Here is a 22042-nt window from a genome sequence, read left to right on the forward strand (position 1 = left end):
GGCGTCGTGGAAACGACGCTTCTGCCGTTATTTGCGCGCCAGCAATGCCTTGACCAGCTTCTCGTCGACCGCGCCCGTCGCTGGCAGCTTGTTGTCGGTCTGGAAAGCGATGATCGCGTTCTTGGTCTTCCCGCCCATCACGCCGTCGGCGCCGCCGGCGTCATAGCCGTTCTTGTTGAGGATGAGCTGGATGTTCTTGACCGCCTTCTTCATGTCGATGCCGGCCGTCGTCTGCGGCGTGCCTTCCTGCCAGGATTCGGGAATGTCCACCGAATTGGCCGCCGCGTTGAGCGGCTTGGCCTTCCACAATTCGGTCGCCGCGCGCGCGCGCTCGAGCTGCTCGGGCCGCAGCGCGTTGGCGATCTCGTCGCGCTTGGCCGCGGCATCCTTGTCGCCGGTCTTGGCGACGAGCGCGAACCATTTGTAGGATTCCTCCAGGTTCTGCTTCATGCCGACGCCCTTGGCGGCGAGGATGCCAAGATTGAACTGGCTGTCCTTGACGCCGAGGTCGGCGGCCGCCTGGAACCAATGCGCGGCCGATTCATTGTCGGTTGCGCCGTCGGCGGCCATGGCGAACAGCACCGCCAGATTGTGCATGGCGCTGGCGTTGCCCTGCGCGGCGGCGAGCTGGTACCAGGTCTTCGACTTCTTGATGTCGCGCGCGACGCCGATGCCCTTCTCGTAGAAATTGCCGATGCGGTATTCAGCCGGCGCGAAGCCGAGTTCCGCCGATTTCTCGTACCATTTGGCGGCAGCCGGCATGTCTTCCTTGACGCCGCGCGACTCGGCGTAGCGCGAGCCGACCTCGAACAGCGCCTTGGCGTCGCCACCGGCGGCGGCGTCACGCAAGGCGACCGGGCCGGCATCGGCCGGAATGTCGAACTTAATCGCGGCTGTCGCCGCCGGCTTGTCCATGGGCGCAACGGCGCCAGTCGTGTCGTTGGTCGTCGCCTCGGTCGCCACTGGCGCGGCAGGGGCCGCTTGGAGATCGGCATCCGTCGCCTGCGTAGCGCCGGCGGCTGGTGCCGGATCCGTCATGGCTGGGGCAGCGGTCATCGGAGCAACCGGCGCGGCCGAAGCCATCGCGTCGGGGGCGCTCGGGCCGGAAGCCATGGCCGACGTGACCGGCGAAGCGGGCTCGGCCGTGGGCGCTGTGTCCGGCATCGCGTCCGTATCAGACGGCATGGCCACGACGGTCCGCGCCGCCATATCGTCCTTGCTGGCCGGCGCGGATTGTTCGGCCTGCCTGGCCGGACGGGCCGGCGCGCTGTTCATCGCCGTCGGCTGAACTTCGGTCTTCGGCTGGCTGGCGGTATCGAGAGATGCCGTCTGAACCGGCTGCGGGGCGACGATCGGGGATGCGTCGTTGCTTGCCACCTGGGCGGGATCCGAAAGGAACGCCTTGCCGAGCTGCAGGCCGGCAAGCGCCAGCATGATCGCTGCCGCCGCCATCAGGATCGGCTTGCGCCGCGCCTTGAGCAGGTCGCCTATCCTGAGCGCCTTGACCGGGCCTTTCATCGTCGACTGGCGCTTCAGGGCGTCGGCCTCGGCCGCGGCCGCCTGCGCCGCGCGCCGGGCGGCGGCGATGAAATCCGATTTCGCCGCGTCGCTGTCGCCGAGCTTGGCCGGTTGTCCGCGCTCGTCGCGCACGCGCTTCATGATGGCATTGAGGTCAGGCGCGCCGGAGCCCGGCTCCAGCGGGCGGTTGGCCACTTTCGGGTCGAGCGGCTCGTCGAGATCGACACTCGGGATGTCGGCGCTCGGCGCCGAGCCGGCCAGCGGCGGAACATCCGCCGCCTTCTTGCCCTTGAAGGCCCGCGCCAGTCCGCCGAACATCGATTTGCGGCCTGCCGGCTGGTCCTTTCCGGCGGTGGTGTCGGAACCGAGTGCGGCCATCGCGGCGGCGGCGGCGGCTTCCGCCGGCGAGCGCGTGCCCGGCCGGGGAGACAAGCCCGTTCCAACGTGCAGTGCGGGCTCGCCGGGCTCGGTGCGCACTATGGCCGCGGCACGCGCGTCTAGATCGGCCATGTCGCCAGTCAGCGGCAGCTCGTCCATGGTCATGGATGGTGCGTTCACGGCCATCTTGGGCCGCTGCAAGCCACGCCAGCCACTGGGTTCGATCGAGGCCGCGTCCAGGAGCTCGCTTACCGCCTCGGACGGGTCGCTGGTTTCCAGCGAGCCCAGCCTGTCGACGATCTTGAGCAGTGTGTCGTGAATGGCCTCGAAGGTCCGCGAATTGCGCTCGTCGGAACGCCGCGTCAGCGTCTCCAGGGTCTTCAGATCCTGGGCGAGGCCGGATACCGCGGCCGTATTGGTGCTCGTTCCGGCCAGCGAGCGCACCGCGTTCTCGGCCGCCTCGCGTGCCGCGCCGAGGATGGAATCGCGGGTCCCGGCCAGCGCTTTTTCGATTTCGTCGAGGCGAGGGCTGATGTCCTCGAAGTCCGGCAGCGGCGTGCTGGGTTTGGAAAGATGCGCCGACAGGCCGGCGACCTGCGCCTCCAGGCTGCGGATCAGCGCCGGATCGATGCCGGCCACCTGGGCCGCCGAAGCGTCCAGCCGGCTTGAAATATCTTCGAGCCGGCTTTCCAGGCCCCGGATCGCCGCCTCGCCGGCGGGATCGGGAGCGCGTGTCTCCATGCGCTTTGCCAGTGCGGTGAAGCGAGCGTCGATGGCGTCCATGATGCCGGCACTGTCGACCTGCGGCATGCTGCGCTGGTCCAGCCGGTCGGCAACCTCGTCCAGCCGGCGCTCGAGATCGCGAAACAGCATGTTGCCCTGCTCGATGGCGTCGCCCTGGCGCCGCTCCATCATGCCCGACAGCACGTCGAAGCGCTGCTCCAGCCCGTGGAAGATGTAGTCGGCGTCGGGCATGGCCGGCGCCTGATCGATCTTGTCGGCGATCAGCGCGATCTGCTTGGCGAGCCGTTCCATCGCCTGCTCGGGCAGGTTGGCGCGGCCGGCGAGGTCGTCGACCCGGCTCGACAGCGTGTTCAGCCGGTCGATCACGACATTTGCGGGACGGTCCTGCGCCACTTCCTCGATCTGCTGGGCGAGCGAGTCGATCCGCTTCTCGATGCGCTCGAAGGCTTCGTGGTCGATTGAATTCGCCTGTGCGGCGACTGTCGAGGCGACGATGGCGCGGGAAATCTCGTCCAGCCGCTCGTCGATCATGGCCAGCGTGCCGCCGCCGCGATTGTCCTGCTGGCTGGCGAAATGGTCGACCGCCCCGGCCAGCGTGCGGACCTTCTCCTCCAGCGAGCGCAGGGACAGCGATTCCGGCAGGTTGTTGACGGCGTCGCTGATCTGCTCCAGCCGGTCGGTCAAGGCGGCAAGGGCGGGGTCGTCGGAGCGTTTGCGCTGGTCGGCGTCGACGCGGTCCTCGAAGGCCGTCCAGCGGCGGTCGAACTCGTCCCAGCGGCGGTCGACCTTCTGCACGCTCTCCTCGCGCGCCAGCGTGTCGAGCGCGGCCTTGACCTGTTCGAGTTCTAGTCGCAGCAGGTTGACGCTCCTGTCGTCGCTCTTCTCCGACAGCGATTTAATGGCGCCGGAGAGCCGCTCGAATTCCACGCCGAGTTCAGCGCTGCCCTTGCCCGAGGTCCCGGACTTGGCGTTCGACTGGAAGGCGCGGTCGATGTCCTTGCGCAGCGCGTCGAATTCGCGCTGCAGCCCTGAAGTCACCTGGTGGCGCAGTTCCTCGCGCATGCCGCGCAGTTCGCCGGCGATCTTGCCGACCATGGCGACGCTGTCTTCCTGGCCGCGCACGCGGTCGATGTCTCGCGCGATCGCCTGATAATTCTGGTCGAAGGGTGCAGGGGAGGGCGCCGGGTTGTGCGCACGCGGTGCCGGCTGCGGATCCTCATACCAGCGCTGCTGGGCCGTCGGCTGCGCAGCGGGATAGCGCGGGTCGGAGGCGGGGTAACGCGGTTCGGCGCCATATTGGCGAGGAGCGGGTCGTGCCGTCGCGTCCTCGCGCGTCTGCCCCAGGCGCTGTTCCAGCGTCTCCAGGGAGCGGTTCAGCTGCTCGAGCGTGGTCTGCGGCTTGCGCTGCCTGCCAGCATTGAGTGTATCGAGGTAGGACCGCTTGCTGTTCATCGGTGCGTCCGTCTTTCAGATTGGCCGGCTTGCGGCCAGCTCCCCAAGTCCCTGCCGGAACGAGGCGACCGCGCTTCGATGCCACGGTGGAAGACAAGCTTCCCGGGTTTCCCCGCGCTCCGAAAAACCGTGAAAATTCGATACAGGATAACCACGGGTAGCCGACACGCGCACATTTCGCCCAACGTGGTAAACAACGCGTTAACCAAGCTTAAGAAGTTCCAAGGAAGTTGGCTGACGTGACTTCCGGTGCGGCATAAAGCACCGTTCTCAGAACGCCCTTGCGTCATGAGGCGGCTACCGGTATAGAATTGACGTAAACGTAAATGGCGTATCAACTGCGCTGTTTGCGATTTGTTTGTCGAAACCACGGCCGGAAGCACGCCCCCGCTTCCAGTCAGGCGACGCATGGTCCGGGACCGCGACGCCACCAGACGGGGAAGCCAGTGACCATGAAGCTTATCTCGGCCGGCGAGACCGCGGCCAATACCAATAATGCAACCGTTGAAGCCGGCGAGGATCTCTCCCGCATCGGCGAGATGGCCAAGAAGTACGGCGTGACGCTGCGCACGCTGCGTTTCTATGAAGACAAGGGCCTGCTCAACCCCCAGCGCGACGGTTCGACCCGTCTCTATACGCGCCGCGACAAGGCGAGGCTGAAGCTGATCCTGCTCGGCCGCAAGGTTGGGTTCTCGCTGCGCGACGTCAAGCAGATGATGGACCTCTACGATCCGACCGGTTCCAACACCAAGCAGTTGCGGCTGGCGCTGGATAAGTCGGAAAAGCAGCTCGCTCGCCTGCAGAAGCAGCGGGCGCTGATCGACGACGCCATCAATGAACTCGGCGGCTCGATGTCGGCGGTGCGTCAGATGCTGGCCGAGCGTTCGGCGCCGCAAGCGAGCGTCGCGAGCTAAGCCGCCCTCCGATACTGTCGGACCCTTCACCATAAAGCCGCGTGGCCATGCCGCGCGGCTTTTCGCTGTCTGGCCTGCCTGCTTCGCGCTGGCTTGCGCATTGCCGTGACGCTTGGCCGATTGCGCCCGTGGTGGCGGAAATCTTGCCCCAGCGCAGATATTGACGTTTACGCAAACGTCAATATTTGCTATTGCGGCTTCGACATTGGCCCGCTTGCCGCGCACGGCTCGATTTCGGGGTCAATCCGCATGGTGGAGGAAAAGCATGCCGATCTACAGGGCCCCGGTCCAGGACACGCTGTTCGTGCTCAACGAGGTGCTCGGCTATCAGCGCTATTCGAACCTTCCGGGATTCGCCGACGCAACGCCTGACGTGCTGGAGGCAATTCTCGCCGAAGGGGCCAAGCTCGCCGAGAACGTCATGCATCCGCTCAACCGTGTCGGCGACATGGAGGGCTGCGTGCGCCATGACGACGGCTCGGTGACCACGCCCAGGGGCTTCAAGGAAGCCTTCGACCAGTATCGCGAAGGCGGCTGGATGGGCCTGGCGGCGCCCGTCGAGTTCGGCGGCCAGGGCCTGCCCTATGCCGTGCACACGGCGGTGGCTGAATACATGGTGTCGGCCAACATGTCGCTGATGATGTATCCGGGTCTGACCCAGGGCGCGATCGCCGCCATCATCACCCACGGCACCGACGAGCAGAAGGCGACCTGGCTGCCCAGGATGGTCGAGGGCAGCTGGACCGGCACCATGAACCTGACGGAGCCGCATTGCGGCACCGATCTTGGCCTGCTGCGCACCAAGGCGGTGCCGAACGGCGATGGTACCTACAAGATTTCAGGCCAGAAAATCTTCATCTCGGCCGGCGAGCACGACATGTCGGACAACATCGTCCATCTGGTGCTGGCCCGCATCGAAGGCGCGCCGGAGGGCGTCAAGGGCATTTCGCTGTTCATCGTGCCCAAGCTGAAGCTCGACGCCTCGGGCAATCCGGGGACGAGAAACACTGTCTCCTGCGGCTCGATCGAGGAGAAGATGGGCATCCACGGCAACTCGACCTGCGTCATGAATTATGACGAGGCCGAAGGCACGCTGCTGGGCGAGGCCAATGGCGGCCTCAAGGCGATGTTCACGATGATGAACGAGGCCCGCCTCGGCGTCGGCCTGCAGGGCCTGTCGCTGTCGGAGATCGCCTACCAGAATGCCGCCGCCTATGCCAAGGACCGGTTGCAGGGTCGCTCGCTGTCGGGCCCGAAGGCGCCGGACAAGGCCGACCCGATCATCGTTCATCCCGACATCCGCCGCTCGCTGATGACCATGAAGGCGTTCAACGAGGCCGGCCGTGCACTGGCGCTGTGGACCGCGATCAAGTCCGATATCGCGCACCGCTCCGCCGACGACAAGGATCGCCAGGCGGCCGACGATTACACCGGCCTGATGACGCCGGTGGTCAAGGGCGTGCTGACCGACAAGGGTTTTGATCACGCCGTCATGGCGCAGCAGGTGTTCGGCGGTCACGGCTACATCGAAGAACATGGCATGAGCCAGTTCGTGCGCGATGCCCGCATCGCCATGATCTATGAAGGCGCCAACGGCATTCAGGCGCTCGACCTCGTCGGCCGCAAGCTCGGCTTGAACGGCGGCCGAGCCATCCAGGCCTTCTTCAAGGAGGTCGGCGAGTTCTGCGAGGAAAACCGCGCGCACGAAAAGATGGCGCCCTTCACCAAGGGTCTGAAGAAGGGCCTCAACGATTTGCAGGCGGCGACCATGTGGCTGCTGCAGAATGGCATGGCCAAGCCCGATAATGCCGGTGCGGCCTCGACCGACTACATGCATCTCTTCGGCCTCGTCGCGCTGGGCTACATGTGGGCGCAGATGGCCAAGGCGGCACAGGGCAAGACTGATGCCAACGGCTCCCAGTCTTTCTACGATAACAAGGTGGTGACGGCGCGCTTCTTCATGGAGCGGATCATGCCGGAGACCTCGGCGCACCTCGCCCGTATTTCGAGTGGTGCCGATACGCTGATGGCCCTGCCGGCGGAAGCGTTCTAAACTCCGTCTCGCTAGCCTTTCTGTCTGTCGATACGCGGAGGAAATCGTGGCGACAAATCCCGCCGAAGTGCTCTCTTTGCCGAAACCAGCCTGGGCGGCCGACGAGGTCGGCATGCTCTACGACATGGCTACCCGCTTCATGTCGGAGGAGATCGCGCCGCGCTACGACGAGTTCGAGAAGAACGAGATGGTCGACCGCGAAAGCTGGCTCAAGGCTGGTTCCGCCGGCCTGCTCTGCGCGTCCATGCCGGAGGAATATGGCGGCTCCGGCGGCACCTTCGCGCATGAGAGCGCCATCATCGAGGCGATCGGCCATGTCGGCGTCGACGGTTTCGGCATCGGCCTGCACAATTCGATCGTCGCCCCCTACATCCTCCATTACGGTTCGGAAGAGCAGAAGAAGAAATGGTTGCCCAGGCTCGCCACCGGCGAACTGATCGGCGCCATTGCCATGACCGAGCCCGGCGCCGGTTCCGACCTGCAGGGTGTCAAGACCCGTGCCGAGAAGGACGGCAACCAGTACAAGATCAACGGCTCCAAAACCTTCATCACCAACGGCCAGCTGGCGAACTTCATCATCGTCGTCACCAAGACCGATCCGGAGAAGGGCGCCAAGGGCACATCGCTGATGGTCATCGAGACCGACGAGGTCGAGGGGTTCGAACGCGGCCGCAACCTCGACAAGATCGGACTGAAGGCCAACGACACGTCGGAGCTGTTCTTCAACGACGTGCGTGTACCGACCTCCAATCTGCTCGGCCATGAAGAGGGACAGGGCTTCGTCCAGCTGATGCAGCAATTGCCTCAGGAGCGGCTGCAGATCGGCACCGGGGCGATCGCCATGATCGAACGGGCGCTGGCGCTGACCATCGACTACGTCAAGGAGCGCAAGGCCTTCGGCAAGGCGATCATCGATTTCCAGAACACACAGTTCAAACTGGCGGAGCTGAAGACCGAGGCCACCATCGGCCGCGTCTTCTACAATGACTGCGTCACCCGCCACATCAATGGCGGCCTCGATCCGGTGACCGCTTCGATGGCCAAGTACTGGCTCTCCGACCTCCAGGGCAAAGTCGTCGACGAATGCCTTCAATTGCATGGCGGCTATGGCTACATGAATGAATATCCGATCGCCCGCATGTTCCGCGACGCTCGCGTCCAGCGCATCTATGGCGGCACCAACGAGATCATGAAATTGCTGATCGGACGCTCGCTCTGAGCAGCTTTTCAGCGAACCCCAGGGAGCATGAAAAATGACCGAAGCTTATGTCTATGACGCCGTGCGCACGCCGCGCGGCAAGGGCAAGAAGGACGGATCGCTGCACGAAGTGCCGGCGGTACGGCTCGCCGCCAGGACGCTCGAGGCCCTGCGCGATCGCAACGGGCTGGACACTGCAAACGTCGACGACATCATCTTCGGCTGCGTCGACCCGGTCGGCGAGGCGGGTTCCGTCATTCCACGCGCCGCCGCCTTCGAGGCCGGCTACGACACCAAGGCACCCGGCATGCAGATCTCGCGCTTCTGCGCCTCCGGCTTGGACGCCATCAATTTCGGCGCCGCCAAGATCGCGCAAGGCGCCGATGAAATCGTCATCGCCGGCGGCGTCGAATCCATGTCGCGCGTCGGCATGGGCATGTCCGGTGGCGCCTGGTTCATGGATCCTTCGGTCGGCCTGCCCGGCTGGTTCGTGCCGCAAGGCATTTCGGCCGACCTGATCGCCACCAAATACGGCTTCTCGCGCGACGACGTCGACGCTTACGCGGTCGAGAGCCAGAAGCGCGCCGCAAGATCCTGGGCTGATGGCCGCTTCAAGAACTCGGTCATCCCGATCAAGGACCAGAATGGTCTCACCATTCTCGACCATGACGAGCATATGCGGCCGTCGACCGACATGCAGTCGCTCGCCTCGCTCAACCCGTCCTTCGTCATGCCTGGCGAAATGGGCGGCTTCGACGCGGTGGCGGTGCAGAAGCATCCGGAGGTCGAGGAGGTCAACCACGTCCACCACGCCGGCAACTCGTCCGGCATCGTCGATGGCGCGGCCGCCGTGCTGCTCGGCTCGAAGAAGGCCGGCAAGGCGATGGGCCTGAAGCCGCGCGCGCGCATCCGCACCTTCGCCAACATCGGCTCCGAGCCGGTGTTGATGCTGACCGGCCCGGTCGACGTCACCGAGAAACTGTTGAAGCGCGCCAAGATGAAGCTGTCCGACATCGACCTGTTCGAGCTCAACGAGGCCTTCGCCTCGGTGGTGCTGCGCTACATGCAGGCTTTCGAAATTCCGCACGACAAGATCAACGTCAATGGCGGCGCTATCGCCATGGGTCACCCGCTCGGCGCCACCGGCGCGATGATCCTCGGCACCGTGCTGGACGAACTCGAGCGGCGCGACCTCAACACCGCGCTGGTGACGCTCTGTATCGGCGCCGGCATGGGCACTGCAACCATCATCGAACGCGTCTGACGGGGAGAGAACGATGAGCTACACCAATTTCACCCTCGACATCGACGCCGATGGCATCGCCTTGGTCACCTGGAACAGCCCGGACCGCTCGATGAACGTCTTCACCGAAGAGGTGATGCGCGAGCTGAACGATATCGTGGACAAGGTGGCCGGCGACGCCGCCATCAAGGGCGCGGTGATCACCTCCGGCAAGGACACCTTCTCCGGCGGTGCCGACATCACGCTGTTGCAGAGGATGCTGACCACCTTCGCCACCGACAAGGTCAAGGATGTCGAAAAGGCGACCAAGGCGCTGTTCGACAATGCCGGCATCATGACCGGCCTGTTCCGCAAGCTGGAAACTTGCGGCAAGCCATGGGTCTCGGCGATCAACGGCACCTGCATGGGCGGCGCCTTCGAAATGTCGCTCGCTTGCCATGGCCGCGTCGCGGCCGATTCCGACAAGGTCAGGATGGCACTCCCCGAGGTGAAGATCGGCATCTTCCCCGGTGCCGGCGGCACCCAGCGTGTGCCGCGGCTGACCGACCAGCAGCAGGCGCTGCAAATGCTGACATCGGGCCAGACCCTGTCGCCCCAGAAGGCGAAGGCGATGGGCCTGATCCATGAGATCGCCGAACCGGCCAAGCTGGTCGAGACCGGCAAGGCAATGATCAGGAACGGCCTCAAGCCGGTGGCGCCGTGGGACGAGAAGGGTTTCAAGCTGCCCGGCGGGCCGGTCTATTCGGCGGCCGGTGCCAATCTGTGGCCGCCGGCCATCGCCATCCTGCGCCGCGAGACCCATGGCAATTACCCGGCCGCCGCGGCGATCCTGAAATGCGTCTATGAGGGCCTCCTGGTGCCCTTCGACACGGCGCTCAGGATCGAGCAGCGCTATTTCACCGAGATCATGCAGACCAAGGAAGCGGCGGCGATGATCCGCTCGCTGTTCGTGTCGCTGCAGGAATTGAACAAGGGCGCACGGCGCCCGGCCGGCGTGCCGGACACCAAGTTCAAGAAGATCGGCATCCTCGGCGCCGGCTTCATGGGCGCGGGCATCGCCTATGTCACCGCCAAGGCCGGCATTCCGGTGGTGCTGCTCGACCGGGACATGGAGGCGGCCGCAAAGGGCAAGGCGCATTCCGACGGCCTGATCTCGGATCAGGTCAAGAAGGGCCGCGCCAAGCCCGAGGACAAGGACAAGCTCTTGTCTCTGATCACGCCGACGGCAGACTATGCCGACCTCGCCGGCTGCGATCTCGTTGTGGAAGCCGTGTTCGAGGATTCCGCCGTGAAGAAGGCCGCCACCGAACAGGCGGAAGCCGTGTTGAAGTCGTCGGCGATCTTCGCCTCGAACACCTCGACCATTCCGATCACCGGCCTCGCCAGGAATTCGGCGCGGCCGAAGAATTTCATCGGCATCCACTTCTTCTCGCCGGTCGACAAGATGATGCTGGTCGAGATCATCCTTGGCAAGAAAACCGGCGACAAGGCCTTGGCCACCGCGATCGACTTCGTGCGGGCCATCAAGAAGACGCCGATCGTCGTCAACGACACGCGCGGCTTCTACGTCAATCGCTGCGTGCTGCGTTACATGTCGGAAGCCTACAAGATGCTGATCGAAGGCGTGCCCGCGCCGATGATCGAGAATGCGGCCAAGGCCGCCGGCATGCCGGTCGGTCCCTTGGCGCTGACCGATGAGACGGCCATCGACCTTGCCCAGAAGATCATGAAGCAGACCATCAGGGATCTCGGCGAAAAGGCCGTCGACCCCAGGCAGATGGCGCTGATCAACACCATGGTCGACGATCACGGCCGTTTCGGCCGCAAGAACGGCAAGGGTTTTTACGACTATCCGGCCAAGCCGGCCAAGAAGAAGCTGTGGCCCGGCCTCAAGGACCTTTATCCGCAGCTCGCGGCCGAGAAGGTCGACTATGAGGAGCTGCAGCAGCGCCTGCTGGTCACCATCGCGCTCGAAGCGGCGCGCGTGATGGAAGAGGGCATCGTCACCGATGCACGCGAGGCCGATGTCGGCTCGATCCTGGCCTTCGGCTTTGCGCCCTACACCGGCGGCGCGCTGTCCTACATCGACGGCATCGGCGCCAAACAATTCGTCAAGATCGCCAAGGCGCTGCAGAAGAAGTATGGGGCCGAGTTCAAGGCGCCCAAGCTGCTCCTCGACATGGCCGAGAAAGGTGAGACCTTCTACGAACGCTTCGACCCCTATGCCAAGGGCGATGTGAAGCAGGCAGCCTGACAGAGCGTCATGTTATGTCTGGGCGCGCATGCTGGCCACGGCGCGAAGCCGTGGCCCCTACATGATGGGCGGTGAAGGCCGGCTGGCCTTTCGCTGCCTGCCGACTGACTATGACCGCAAGGCGCGCCGCTTCCTCGACATTGACGCGGTTGTCGCCGCACTTGGCCGTGCGGTGAACCGCGGCCACAGACCTAGGCCGAACGCATCTTCATGACATCGCACCAGGGGCCGCGCGGCCTGGCCAAATCGTCCGGCTGATCAACCCGTTGGCAAGCAGGGTTCGATCGACTTTGCCAAACCAAGCGCGGATGATACATTAGATATCGCTAACATGATGTTGGCGGAGGAGTAATCATCATGCGTATGATGCTGAGAGTTTCCATCCCGGCTGAGGAAGGCAATAAGGCGATCAAGGACGGCAGCATGGGCAAGGTCATCGAGCAAACCCTGTCCGATCTCAAGCCGGAGGCTGCCTATTTTACCGCTGACGGTGGTTGGCGGACGGCCTACCTTTTCCTGGAGGTAAAGGACAGTTCGGACATGCCCTATGTCGCCGAGCGGTTCTTCTTTGCCTTCAATGCCACCGTCGAGCTCATCCCGGTGATGAACGTCGACGAGCTCCAGAAGGGCCTGCCGAGGGCGATGGCGGCATTGGCCGGATAGCCGGCTTCGGCCATGACACTGTGCCGTCGTTGCGGCACACAGCTTTGTTCGTGATCCGCCAGCCCGCTGGTGGACAACTCAGCCGTTGCGCGTTAGACAGGAAGAGGCATTTTTTCCTGTTTCGAAGGAGAGCACGTCATGCTCTCGCACGACCGAGTCTGGGCTGCCATCGATGCTCTTGCCGAGCGCTATTCGCTTTCGGCTTCGGGTCTGGCAAGGCGCGCGGGACTTGATTCAACCGCCTTCAACAAATCCAAACGCTTGTCCTCGGACGGTCGGCCGCGCTGGCCTTCGACCGAATCGCTGGCCAAGATCATCGAGGCGACGGGCGCTTCGCTGGACGAATTCACCGGGCTGATCGAAGGCCGTGGCGCATCGCCCGCCAGCCGGCGCGCGGTGCCGTTGCTCGGCTTCGCCCAGGCCGGCGCCGGCGGCTTCTTCGACGATGCCGGCTTTCCGGCGGGGCAGGGCTGGGATCTCGTCGAATTGCCGGCGCAATCGACCGAAAGTTCCTATGCGCTGCAGGTGCAGGGCGATTCCATGCTGCCGCTCTACCGCAATGGCGACGTCCTCATCGTCGAGCCGGGTGCGGCCACCCGCAAGGGCGACCGCGTCGTCGTCAAGACCACATCGGGCGAGGTGATGGCCAAGGTGCTCGAGCGCCAGACAGTCAAGTCGATCGCGCTGGTCTCGCTCAATCCAGAGCATCCGGACCGCGACATCCCCATGCTCGAGGTCGAGTGGGTGGCGCGGATCGTCTGGGCAAGCCAATAGGTGCAACGGGTGCGACTTCCTCATCTTGTCCTGGCGGTTCTGATGATCCCGGCGATGGCGGCGCTGGTCGTTGCCGGCGGACGCACGCTGAAAGGCAGCGAAAGCACTGTTGCGGTGGATCAGATCGATCCCGGCGCCGACACTACCGCTGAGGCAGATAGGGATGCGACGCCCGAGGAACCGTCCACCTCAGCGGTTCGTGCACCGGCGCAGCCACCAAATCCGGCGGTGCATTCGCGGGCGATCGACCCGGACGTGGTCGCGCCGCCGGAACTGCCCACCGGCGAACTCGAGCGGGTCGAGCCGCGTGCGCCGTTGAGCAAGCTGGCGCTCGCCGTGCCGCCCAAACCTAAAATGCCCGACGACTGGAACGGCACGAAGCTGTTCCAGCCGGTAGCTCCGGCCGCCGGCCTGATCGAGGCGAAGGGGTATTCGGTCGCGATTTCCGGCATCGATGTCGTCAGGCAGGACGAGACCTGCACCACCGACGGGAAATCCTGGCCGTGCGGCATCCGCGCGCGCACGGCATTCCGCGCCTTTCTGCGCGGCCGCGCCGTGGTTTGCACGGTGCCGCCGGAAGGCGGACGCGACCGGATTGCGGCGGAATGCCGGATCGGCAAGCAGGATGTCGGTCAATGGCTGGTCGAAAACGGCTGGGCGCGTGCCGCCAAGGGCGGACCCTATGTCGAGGCCGGTGACAAGGCACAAGGCGCGAAGAAAGGCATTTTCGGGTCGGCGCCGAACCTTGCCGGCATCTCGGCGATGGCGGCCGCACCCACCCCAGCGCCTCAGGCGCCGGGCTCGATCCTGGAGGAGGACTCGATCCTGCAAGAGGAGGGCGGCGTCCTCAAGCCAGCTGACCAGCCAGCGCCTTCTGAATGAGCGAGCGGGTCTCGGCGACGCCGTAGAGGGCGGCGAATGATCCAAAGCGTGGACCACGCTCCTGGCCGATCAGCACCTGGTAGATCATCTGGAAGAAGGCGCCTGAGACACCCGGGCCACCTTCAGGACTTTGCTTGGAATGATCCTGATAGCGTTCGATCTTGCGCGCCACGTTGAGCGAAGCGTTCTGGATCGCTTCGCCGCTGGCGCCCGCCGGCAAGTCGCCAAGTGCCTTTTCGAGAGCCACCAGCGCTTCCCGCTCGACCTCGTCGGCCGGGCGAAAGGTTTTCGTCGGCTTCACGAAATCGTCGAAGTAGCGGATCGCGTAGCCCGTCAGCCGGTCCAGCTCGGGATGGGTCGCCGGAGTCACACCCGCGACGTGACGCGAGATGAAGCCCCACAGCACCTCCTTGTTCTGCGCATTGGAGGCGCTGACAAGGTTGAGCAGCAACGAGAACGGCACTGGCATGTCGATGGCGGGCGGATTGCCGTCATGCATATGCCAGACCGGGTTGCCCAGCCGCTCCTTCCACTCTTGGCGGGGATAGGCGGCGAGGAAGGTGTAATATTCGTCCACGGCCCGCGGGATGACGTCGAAATAGAGTTTCTTGGCCTGCCGCGGCCGCTGGTACATGTAGAGCCCCAGGCTCTCGGTCGGCGCATAGGTCAGCCATTCGTCGATGGTCAGGCCGTTGCCTTTCGACTTGGAGATCTTCTGGCCATTCTCATCGAGGAACAGTTCGTAGACGAAATGCTCCGGCGCCCGCCCGCCCAGTATGTTGCAGATGCGGTCATAGACCACTGCATTGGTCTGATGGTCCTTGCCGAACATCTCGAAATCGACGCCGAGTGCCGCCCAGCGCATGCCGAAATCCGGCTTCCACTGCAGCTTCACGCGGCCGCCGGTGACCGGCAGCGTGGTTTCGGTGCCATCATCGTCGAAGGTGATGGTGCCGGCCTTGGCGTCGACATGCTTCATGGGAACGTAAAGCACGCGCCCACTCTTTGGCGAGATCGGCAGGAAGGGGCTGTAGGTCGCCTGCCGCTCGGGTCCGAGCGTCGGCAGCATGACCGCCATGATCTGGTCGTAGCGTTCGGCGGCGCGCAACAGCATCGCGTCGAAACGGCCTGACTTGTAGTACTGCGTCGCACTGGCGAATTCGTAATCGAAGCCGAACGTGTCGAGGAAGCGGCAGAGCATCGCATTGTTATGGTCGGCGAAGCTCGCATAGTCGCCGCCGAAGGGGTTGGGCACCGATGACAGCGGCTTGTGCAGATATGGCTCGAGCGCAGCGCGGTCCGGCACGCTGTCGGGTATCTTGCGCATGCCGTCCATGTCGTCGGAAAAGCACAGCAGCTTGGTCGCGACCTTGTCCTGCGTCAGCACGCGAAACGCATGGCGCACCATCGAGGTGCGCGCCACTTCGCCGAACGTGCCGATATGCGGCAGGCCCGACGGTCCATAGCCGGTCTCGAACAGGATCGTTTCGGGGAAATCGGCGCCCTTGTAGCGTTCGATGATCTTTTTGGCTTCCTCGAACGGCCATGCCTTGCTCTCGGCCGCGGCCGTCAGCAGTTCGGGATTGAGATCGATGATGTTTGATCCCGCCATGTCACAGTTTTCCAGATTGTATCCCGGCAATAGCCGCAAGTGCATTTTCAACCGGTCTCTAGGCGTGCGTGGCCGGAGCGTCAACGCGTCGGGCGCTTTTTCCTTGCGGCCTCAGGCTCCCCTTCCTACCTTCGAAGCCCGTTCAAGGAGTAAAGAATGCTGTCGCCCACCCCGCACGAAGCCCTGATCTATCTGATGGTCATCACTTCGGCCTCCGACCGGGACATGACCGATGTCGAACTGGCCAGGATCGGCGAGGTTGTTCGCTCGTGGCCGGTGTTCGAGGATTTCAAGCAGGACCGGTTGGTTGCCGTGGCCCAAGCCTGCCAGAAGATGCTGCATGAGAAGGGTGGGCTCGAAGGTGTCCTGACCCAGGTCTCGGAGGCGCTGCCGGAGCGGTTGCGCGACACCGCCTATGCCGCGGCCTTCGAAGTGGCCGCCGTCGATCTGGAGATGCGGCTGGAGGAAGTGCGGGTGCTGCAGTTGATCCGTCGTCAGCTCGATCTCGACACGCTGACCGTGGCGGCCATCGGTCGTGCGGCCAAGGCGCGGCTGCGAACTCTGACCTGACGAGGTTACGGCCGGATCAGAAAAGCTGACCGGACATGATCAGAAGAAACTGACCGGGAAATAGCGCAGGTAGAATTCGGCAAAGGTGCCTTTCATCGAAATCTCTTGCAAAGCGTAGTCGAGGGCCGCGGCCAGCGCCGGATTGTCCGCTCGCGTGGCGATGGCCATGCCGGTGCCCAGATATTCGGGCGCCAGGTAGGGGCCGCCGGCAAAGCGGCAGCAGCCGGCGGCATCGGAGCCGCCGAGCCAGAAGGCGAAGCGCATGCCATCGCCGAAAGCCGCGTCGATCTTGCCGGCCTTGAGGTCGCCATAGAGGGCTTCCGGCTTGTCGAAGGGGACGACCTGGACCGTGCCGAAATAATCGCGCAGCATGCGTTCATGGGCCGAGCCCGATATCACGCCGACTCGCTTGCCGTGCAATTTGTCGAAGAGCGGTTCCGCCAGCGCCTTGTTCCTCGCGGTGATGAAGCGCGCCGGGAACTGCAGGTAGGCGCGCGAGAAGGCGTATGTCTGGCGCGACTGTGACGTCGGGGCAATGCCGGCGATAACAGCTTCACCTTCGCCCCTCTCAAGCGCGCCTTGAAGCTCCGCCCAAGGCAAGGCCTGGATCTGGCATTTGTCGACGATGCCGAGTTCCGCGCAGATGGCGCGCGCCAGGTCGATGTGGAAACCGGACAGCTTCCCCGCGCCGTCGAGGAAATTGAAGGGGGGAAAATCCGTGGTCGTCAGGAACCGCAGCCGCGGCAGCGCCGAAAGGTCGGGCTTGGGAAGCCGCTCCTTGGCATCCCACAACACCGGCACCTGCGGCTCCGCCGCGCCCGCGCCGGAAACCCATGACAATGCGGCGATGAGCGCCGCTGCCAGGACATGGGACCTCCATTGGAACGCCACGATAAAACTCCGCCGCACCCGTGCTCGTGCCGGTTTTGGTACGAAAACGATACAGGCACAATGCTTTTTGATTTCAACGCTTCGATTTCAGGATATGGTTCGGTCGGTTTGCAAACAGCGGTGGCTGCCCTGGTGGGAATACCAGGGTCGAGAACCACAACCGGAAGCGGGCGCTTTGCAATCCGTGGTCGGTGGCGAAGTGCCGGGAAGGCGCGGACCATGGACTTAATGCATGAGGCAACATGGGGTTGATGTTGCGATGAGTCAGTTCGATCGAACGCTGGAATACATAGATCAACTGCAGCACGCCGCAACGGCGGCCGCGGTCTGCGAGAAACTGTTGGGCGTAACGTCGGAGTTCGGCCTGACCGCGCTGATGGCCGGAACCGTTCCGCAGCCGGGCACACCGACGGGCCAGCAGAAGCAGCATGTGCTGCTCTGCGACTGGCCGGTCGAATGGCTCGAGCGCTACGTGACGCGCAACTATGTCGATCACGATCCCGTCGTCAGTCACATGAAACAGCTGCAAGCGCCGTTCCAGTGGCGGGAAGCCGCCCAGGGCATCCGCATCGACAAGAGCAGCGGCGAAGTGATGGGCGACGCCGGCGCCTTCAAGTTGCGCGACGGGCTGGCCTTTCCGTTGATCACGCTCGACGGCGAAATCGTCATGGTGTCGCTGGGGGGCGAGGCCGTGGAACTGTCGGCGGCCGAGTTCGGCCTGGTCTCCCTGGTCTCGACCTATGCCGTCGGCCGCGCCATGCAACTCCACACCATGGCGACCACGACGATCGATCACATTGAGCTGACGCCGCGCGAACGCGAATGCCTGCAATGGGCTGCCGTCGGCAAGTCCGAATGGGAGATTTCCCAAATCCTCGGCATCTCCGAGCACACCTCGGAGAAACATCTTCTTAACGCCAAAAGCAAACTCGGTGCCGTCAACCGGGTCCAGGCAGTCGCCGAGGCGATAAGGCGCGGCTACATTAGCTAGGTCGGCCGTGCAGGCCTAGAACTTCTTGCCTACGTGATCACGCAATTTTCGCATCGAAGCACGGCCGTATCTTCCCCTGAACCACAGGAGACTACGGAATGCTTTTTTGTCTTACGACCAAGGAATTGATGGAACGTCCCGACCTTTGGGAGGCCGTCCATCGGCTGCGCTACCGGATATTCGTCGAGGAGATGGGATGGGAGGACCTTCGGCGCCCCGACGGATTTGAGGTCGACCAATTCGATCATGACGAGGCGGTGCATCAGATCGTCATCAGGGGCAATGAAGTCGCGGGCTATCAGAGGATGTTGCCGACCACACGGCCGCATTTGCTGACCGAGGTGTTGACCGATCTCTCCGAAGGAACGCCGCCGGCGGGTCCCAACATCTGGGAGTTGACCCGCTACGCGGTGGCTCCGGGTTTTCGCGATGGCCGGCGCGGCGTCTCGACCGTCGGCACGGAATTGATAGCCGGCTTCGTCGAGTGGGGTCTGAAGCGCGGCGTCGACAAGGTGATCATCGAGTTCGAGCCGATGTGGGTGCTGCGCGCATTGCAACTGCACTTCCTGGCGACGCCGCTCGGTTATCAGCGCACCTATGGCAACCAGCAGGTCGTGGCGACGCTGCTCACCTTCAACGAGCACACGCTGGACGTGGTGCGTTCGCGCCGCAATCATCATGCACCCGTCCTGGCCAGGGGATATCCCGACATGTTCGGTCAAAGGAGGGCTTCATGAACGCGCACCCGCAACCCGAACTGCGCAACCACACACTGATCGTCACCGTGTCGTCGAACGACGGCCGGCCGGTGCTCGACCGGAGGGCCTATGAGAGCCTTGCCAGGACGTTCCATGAAGCCGCCGAGAATGACGAGGTGCGGGTTGTCGTGCTGCGCGGCCTGGCCGGCTGCTTCTGCCTTGGTGGTGACTTTTCCGAATTCCTGGATGCCGCCAAGCACCAGAAGCTGATCGCCGCCGTCACCGACATGTTCCGCATGCTGGCGACGTTTCCAAAGCCGATCCTGGCCTGTGTCGACGGCGATGCCGTCGGCGTCGGCTGCACCATCCTGTTCCATTGCGACATGGTGATCGCATCTGAAAAAAGCACCTTCCGGGTGCCGTTCGTCGATTTCGGCCTGGTGCCGGACGCGGCAACCAGCATCCTGGCGCCGCAGAAACTCGGCTATGCCGGTGCTTTCCGCTTCTTCTGTCTCGGCGACACGCTTGTTGCCGAAGACGCCAGAGCGCTCGGCCTCGTTGCCGAGATCGTCGCGGAAGGCAGCGTCGAGGAAGCGGCGCTTGGCCGAGCCAGGCAGCTCGCCAAAAAGCCGGTTGCCGCTTTGCTGCAGACACGCGGCCTGCTCAAGGGGAACACCGCCGCGCTTTGCGAGCGCATCGATGAGGAGATATCGCTGTTCCAGCAGGCGCTGCAGGACGACGCCACGTTGCGACGGTTGCAGCGGATCGCCAGGCTGGCTGCCTGAGCCACCGCCCGGAATGCTATGCCGCGTGGACCGTCATGCGGCATAGCAGATATCAACTTTCCTTGCCCAGGAATGACGGCCCTTCGCCGATGATCTTCTTGTCTTCCTTGCCGATAGCGTCGAGATCGCGCCCCTCATAGGGCAGCGACAGCAGGATGCGGCGCATCACCGCCAGCCGCGCGCGGCGCTTGTCGTTGGCCCGCACGATGATCCATGGCGCGAACTCCTTGTGGGTGCGCTCGAACATGGTGTCGCGCGCCTTGGTGTAATCGTCCCACTTGGTGATGCCCGCAATGTCGATCGGCGAGAATTTCCAGCTCTTCAGCGGACTGTAGCGGCGATCGTGAAAGCGCTCGAGCTGCGTCTCCCGGCCGATGTTCAGCCAGAATTTGAAGAAATAGATGCCGTCATTGACGATCATGCGCTCGAAATGCGGCGTCTCGTCGAGAAACTTCTCGTGCTGTTCGGGGGTGCAAAAACCCATCACCGGCTCGACGCCGGCACGATTGTACCAGGAGCGGTCGAAGGTGACGAATTCGCCCGCTGTCGGGAAATGGTCGGCGTAGCGCTGGTAGTACCATTGCCCCAGTTCCGTCGGGGTTGGCTTGGTCAGCGCGACGTTGCGCGCCGTGCGTGGGTTAAGATACTGGCGCAGCACGAAGATCGTGCCGCCCTTGCCGGCCGCGTCACGACCCTCGAACAGCGCCATCATCCGCTTGCCGGTCGCCTGCAGCCATGCCTGCGCCTTGACGAGCTCTATCTGCAATTTCTCGAGCGTCTCGTCATACTCCTCGCTCTTCATCTTCTTGTCGTAAGGATATCCGCCCGCGGTCAGCTTGTTCTCCTCGACCCAGTCCGGAAGCTCGGGATTCTCGATATCGAACTCCCGTTCCTTGCCGCCGATCCTGATTTTCAGCGGGCCTGAGGTTGGAGTGACCGAATTGTCGTTGGCTTTTTTCATGCAGACGAACCCTTTTAAGTGTCTGGACTCATGCTATTGGGAGCCACTACAGCGCCGCGCCTCCGTTTGGACGCGCAAAGGAGGCTGTAGCACTTTTGATTTGCGGTCCAGCGGAAGTTTTCGCCGCCGTCTGACCGGTGGAGGCTGGGCGCGCGAATGACCGAGCTGGGCGCAGAGCAGAAGAGCACGGGGCAAGCTGTGGCCGCTCGGCTGTGGCACAGCCGCTGGCTGCTTGCGGCCGGTGTCGTGGCGGTTCTGATCGCCTTTGGCTTCGCGGGCTTTTCCGCCTACGTGCTGGTGCCGGCGCTGCTCCTGCTGCCAGCGGCGGCAATATTGCCGGTCACCGGTGCCCGCCATTCCGCGGCGAACGCCGCGGCGATCGAGGCGATTGGCTTGCAGCGCCTGTCCGGTGAATATCTGGCGGCCGCCGTGGCCGACCCGCTCATCATCTTCGACCACGCCGCCACCATCGTCCACGCCAACGCCGCCGCCTTTGCCGCCTTTGGCGGCATCGCGCCCGGCATATCGCTGCCGCTGAAATTCCGGGCGCCGGAAATGCAGGCGCTGCTGGACAGTGTGCTGTCGGGCACTGTCGCCTCGGATGTCGTCGACTACACCGAGAAACTGCCTGTCGAACGGGCCTACCGGGTCAGCGCATCCTCGGTCGGGCATGGCACCGATCTTTATGTGCTGGTTTTCAAGGACCAGAGCGAGGCGCGGCGTATCGACCGCATGCGCGCCGATTTCATTGCCAATGCCAGCCACGAATTGCGCACCCCGCTGGCCTCGATCGCGGGCTTCATCGAAACGCTGCGCGGACCGGCCCGCAACGATCCGGCGGCGCGCGAGCAGTTCCTCCAGATCATGCAGAACCAGACCGGCCGCATGGCCCGCCTGATCGACGACCTCCTGTCTCTGTCGCGATTGGAGATGAAGCCCTATCTCAAGCAGGGAACCGAAGTCGATCTGCGCCAGACCGTCGACAGCGTCATCGATTCGCTCGGCCCGCTCGCCCGCGAAAACAATGTCGCCATCGAGCGCGAATTCGCAGCCGGTCCTCTCAATGTGCCGGGCGATCGCGATGAACTGTTCCAGGTGTTCGAGAACCTTTTGGAAAATGCCTGCAAATACGGCCAGTCGGGCGGCCGTGTCTTGGTGTCGATCGCGCGCGGCGATGATGGTTCCGAACCTGGCATCGACGTCACGATCAGGGATTTTGGTCCCGGCATCCCCGAGGAGCACATACCGCGTATCACCGAGCGCTTCTATCGTATCGATGTCGAGAACAGCCGGACCCAGAAAGGCACGGGGCTAGGCCTGTCGATCGTCAAGCACATCCTGACGCGTCACAACGCCAGGCTGACGATCAGGTCCGAGGTCGGCAAGGGCGCCGCCTTCTCGGTCCATTTGCCGGCGCACTGATACTGCCCTAGTTTTCCACGGGGCCGTTTCTTTTTTCTG

Annotated in this window: 17 protein-coding genes; 13 read left to right on the plus strand and 4 right to left on the minus strand. The window is 63.9% G+C overall.

Annotation, left to right across the window (positions count from 1 at the left end; genetic code table 11):
* Positions 1–27: 27 nt before the first annotated feature.
* Entirely contained in the window at positions 28–4092 is a 4065-nt protein-coding gene (locus LB524_RS06645) for a peptidoglycan-binding protein (protein WP_224524530.1), read from the minus strand.
* A 452-nt stretch (positions 4093–4544) separates the two neighbouring features.
* Between LB524_RS06645 and LB524_RS06650 the strand changes: the two genes are divergently transcribed.
* The 8 genes from LB524_RS06650 to LB524_RS06685 all read left to right on the plus strand — a co-directional run bounded on the left by LB524_RS06650 (position 4545) and on the right by LB524_RS06685 (position 14073).
* On the plus strand, positions 4545–5006 hold the full coding sequence (locus tag LB524_RS06650) for a MerR family transcriptional regulator (protein WP_015319311.1): 462 nt from the start codon (positions 4545–4547) through the stop codon (positions 5004–5006).
* A 265-nt stretch (positions 5007–5271) separates the two neighbouring features.
* Positions 5272–7059 carry an acyl-CoA dehydrogenase gene (locus LB524_RS06655; protein WP_224524533.1) on the plus strand — a complete coding sequence of 596 codons (1788 nt, stop codon included), beginning with the start codon at positions 5272–5274 and terminating at the stop codon, positions 7057–7059.
* 46 nt (positions 7060–7105) lie between these two features.
* Positions 7106–8278, plus strand: a complete 1173-nt coding sequence (locus tag LB524_RS06660; protein ID WP_140614747.1) for an acyl-CoA dehydrogenase family protein — start codon at positions 7106–7108, stop codon at positions 8276–8278.
* 34 nt (positions 8279–8312) lie between these two features.
* On the plus strand, positions 8313–9521 hold the full coding sequence (locus tag LB524_RS06665) for an acetyl-CoA C-acetyltransferase (protein WP_015319308.1): 1209 nt from the start codon (positions 8313–8315) through the stop codon (positions 9519–9521).
* A 13-nt stretch (positions 9522–9534) separates the two neighbouring features.
* On the plus strand, positions 9535–11754 hold the full coding sequence (locus LB524_RS06670) for a 3-hydroxyacyl-CoA dehydrogenase NAD-binding domain-containing protein (RefSeq protein WP_224524536.1): 2220 nt from the start codon (positions 9535–9537) through the stop codon (positions 11752–11754).
* A gap of 357 nt (positions 11755–12111) precedes the next feature.
* Complete coding sequence (locus LB524_RS06675) at positions 12112–12417, plus strand: hypothetical protein (protein ID WP_224524539.1); 306 nt, start codon at positions 12112–12114, stop codon at positions 12415–12417.
* Between the two features lie 138 nt (positions 12418–12555).
* Positions 12556–13191 carry a helix-turn-helix transcriptional regulator gene (locus LB524_RS06680; RefSeq protein ID WP_015319305.1) on the plus strand — a complete coding sequence of 212 codons (636 nt, stop codon included), beginning with the start codon at positions 12556–12558 and terminating at the stop codon, positions 13189–13191.
* A 9-nt stretch (positions 13192–13200) separates the two neighbouring features.
* The gene (locus tag LB524_RS06685; protein WP_411909899.1) at positions 13201–14073 is read left to right on the plus strand and encodes a thermonuclease family protein; all 873 of its coding nucleotides are present in this window, start codon (positions 13201–13203) and stop codon (positions 14071–14073) included.
* Here the strand turns inward: LB524_RS06685 and LB524_RS06690 are convergent.
* A complete protein-coding gene (locus LB524_RS06690; protein ID WP_015319303.1) occupies positions 14039–15685 on the minus strand; it encodes a lysine--tRNA ligase in 1647 nt (548 codons plus the stop codon). The genes LB524_RS06685 and LB524_RS06690 overlap by 35 nt on opposite strands.
* 156 nt (positions 15686–15841) lie before the next feature.
* Here LB524_RS06690 and LB524_RS06695 point away from each other — a divergent pair, with 156 nt between their 5' ends.
* Entirely contained in the window at positions 15842–16255 is a 414-nt protein-coding gene (locus LB524_RS06695; RefSeq protein ID WP_015319302.1) for a tellurite resistance TerB family protein, read from the plus strand.
* Between the two features lie 39 nt (positions 16256–16294).
* Here the strand turns inward: LB524_RS06695 and LB524_RS06700 are convergent, their stop codons facing one another.
* Positions 16295–17146 carry a transporter substrate-binding domain-containing protein gene (locus tag LB524_RS06700; protein ID WP_224524543.1) on the minus strand — a complete coding sequence of 284 codons (852 nt, stop codon included), beginning with the start codon at positions 17144–17146 and terminating at the stop codon, positions 16295–16297.
* Between the two features lie 259 nt (positions 17147–17405).
* Between LB524_RS06700 and LB524_RS06705 the strand changes: the two genes are divergently transcribed.
* The 3 genes from LB524_RS06705 (at position 17406) to LB524_RS06715 (ending at position 19620) form a co-directional block, all read left to right on the plus strand.
* Positions 17406–18137 carry a helix-turn-helix transcriptional regulator gene (locus LB524_RS06705; RefSeq protein WP_041163567.1) on the plus strand — a complete coding sequence of 244 codons (732 nt, stop codon included), beginning with the start codon at positions 17406–17408 and terminating at the stop codon, positions 18135–18137.
* 98 nt (positions 18138–18235) lie between these two features.
* Positions 18236–18874, plus strand: a complete 639-nt coding sequence (locus LB524_RS06710) for an acyl-homoserine-lactone synthase (RefSeq protein ID WP_015319299.1) — start codon at positions 18236–18238, stop codon at positions 18872–18874.
* Complete coding sequence (locus LB524_RS06715) at positions 18871–19620, plus strand: enoyl-CoA hydratase-related protein (RefSeq protein ID WP_140660678.1); 750 nt, start codon at positions 18871–18873, stop codon at positions 19618–19620. The genes LB524_RS06710 and LB524_RS06715 overlap by 4 nt, the downstream gene beginning before the upstream one ends.
* Before the next feature lie 52 nt (positions 19621–19672).
* On the opposite strand, the gene ppk2 is transcribed toward LB524_RS06715, so the two are convergent.
* Positions 19673–20581 carry a polyphosphate kinase 2 gene (gene ppk2 / locus LB524_RS06720; RefSeq protein WP_140821333.1) on the minus strand — a complete coding sequence of 303 codons (909 nt, stop codon included), beginning with the start codon at positions 20579–20581 and terminating at the stop codon, positions 19673–19675.
* 156 nt (positions 20582–20737) lie between these two features.
* On the opposite strand from ppk2, the gene LB524_RS06725 reads away from it, so the two are divergent.
* Positions 20738–22003: a sensor histidine kinase gene (locus LB524_RS06725; protein ID WP_224524545.1), complete on the plus strand. Its 1266-nt coding sequence runs from the start codon at positions 20738–20740 to the stop codon at positions 22001–22003.
* Positions 22004–22042: the final 39 nt, after the last annotated feature.

The sequence above is a fragment of the Mesorhizobium sp. ESP6-5 genome, assembly GCF_020164695.1.
Taxonomy (GTDB): domain Bacteria; phylum Pseudomonadota; class Alphaproteobacteria; order Rhizobiales; family Rhizobiaceae; genus Mesorhizobium; species Mesorhizobium australicum.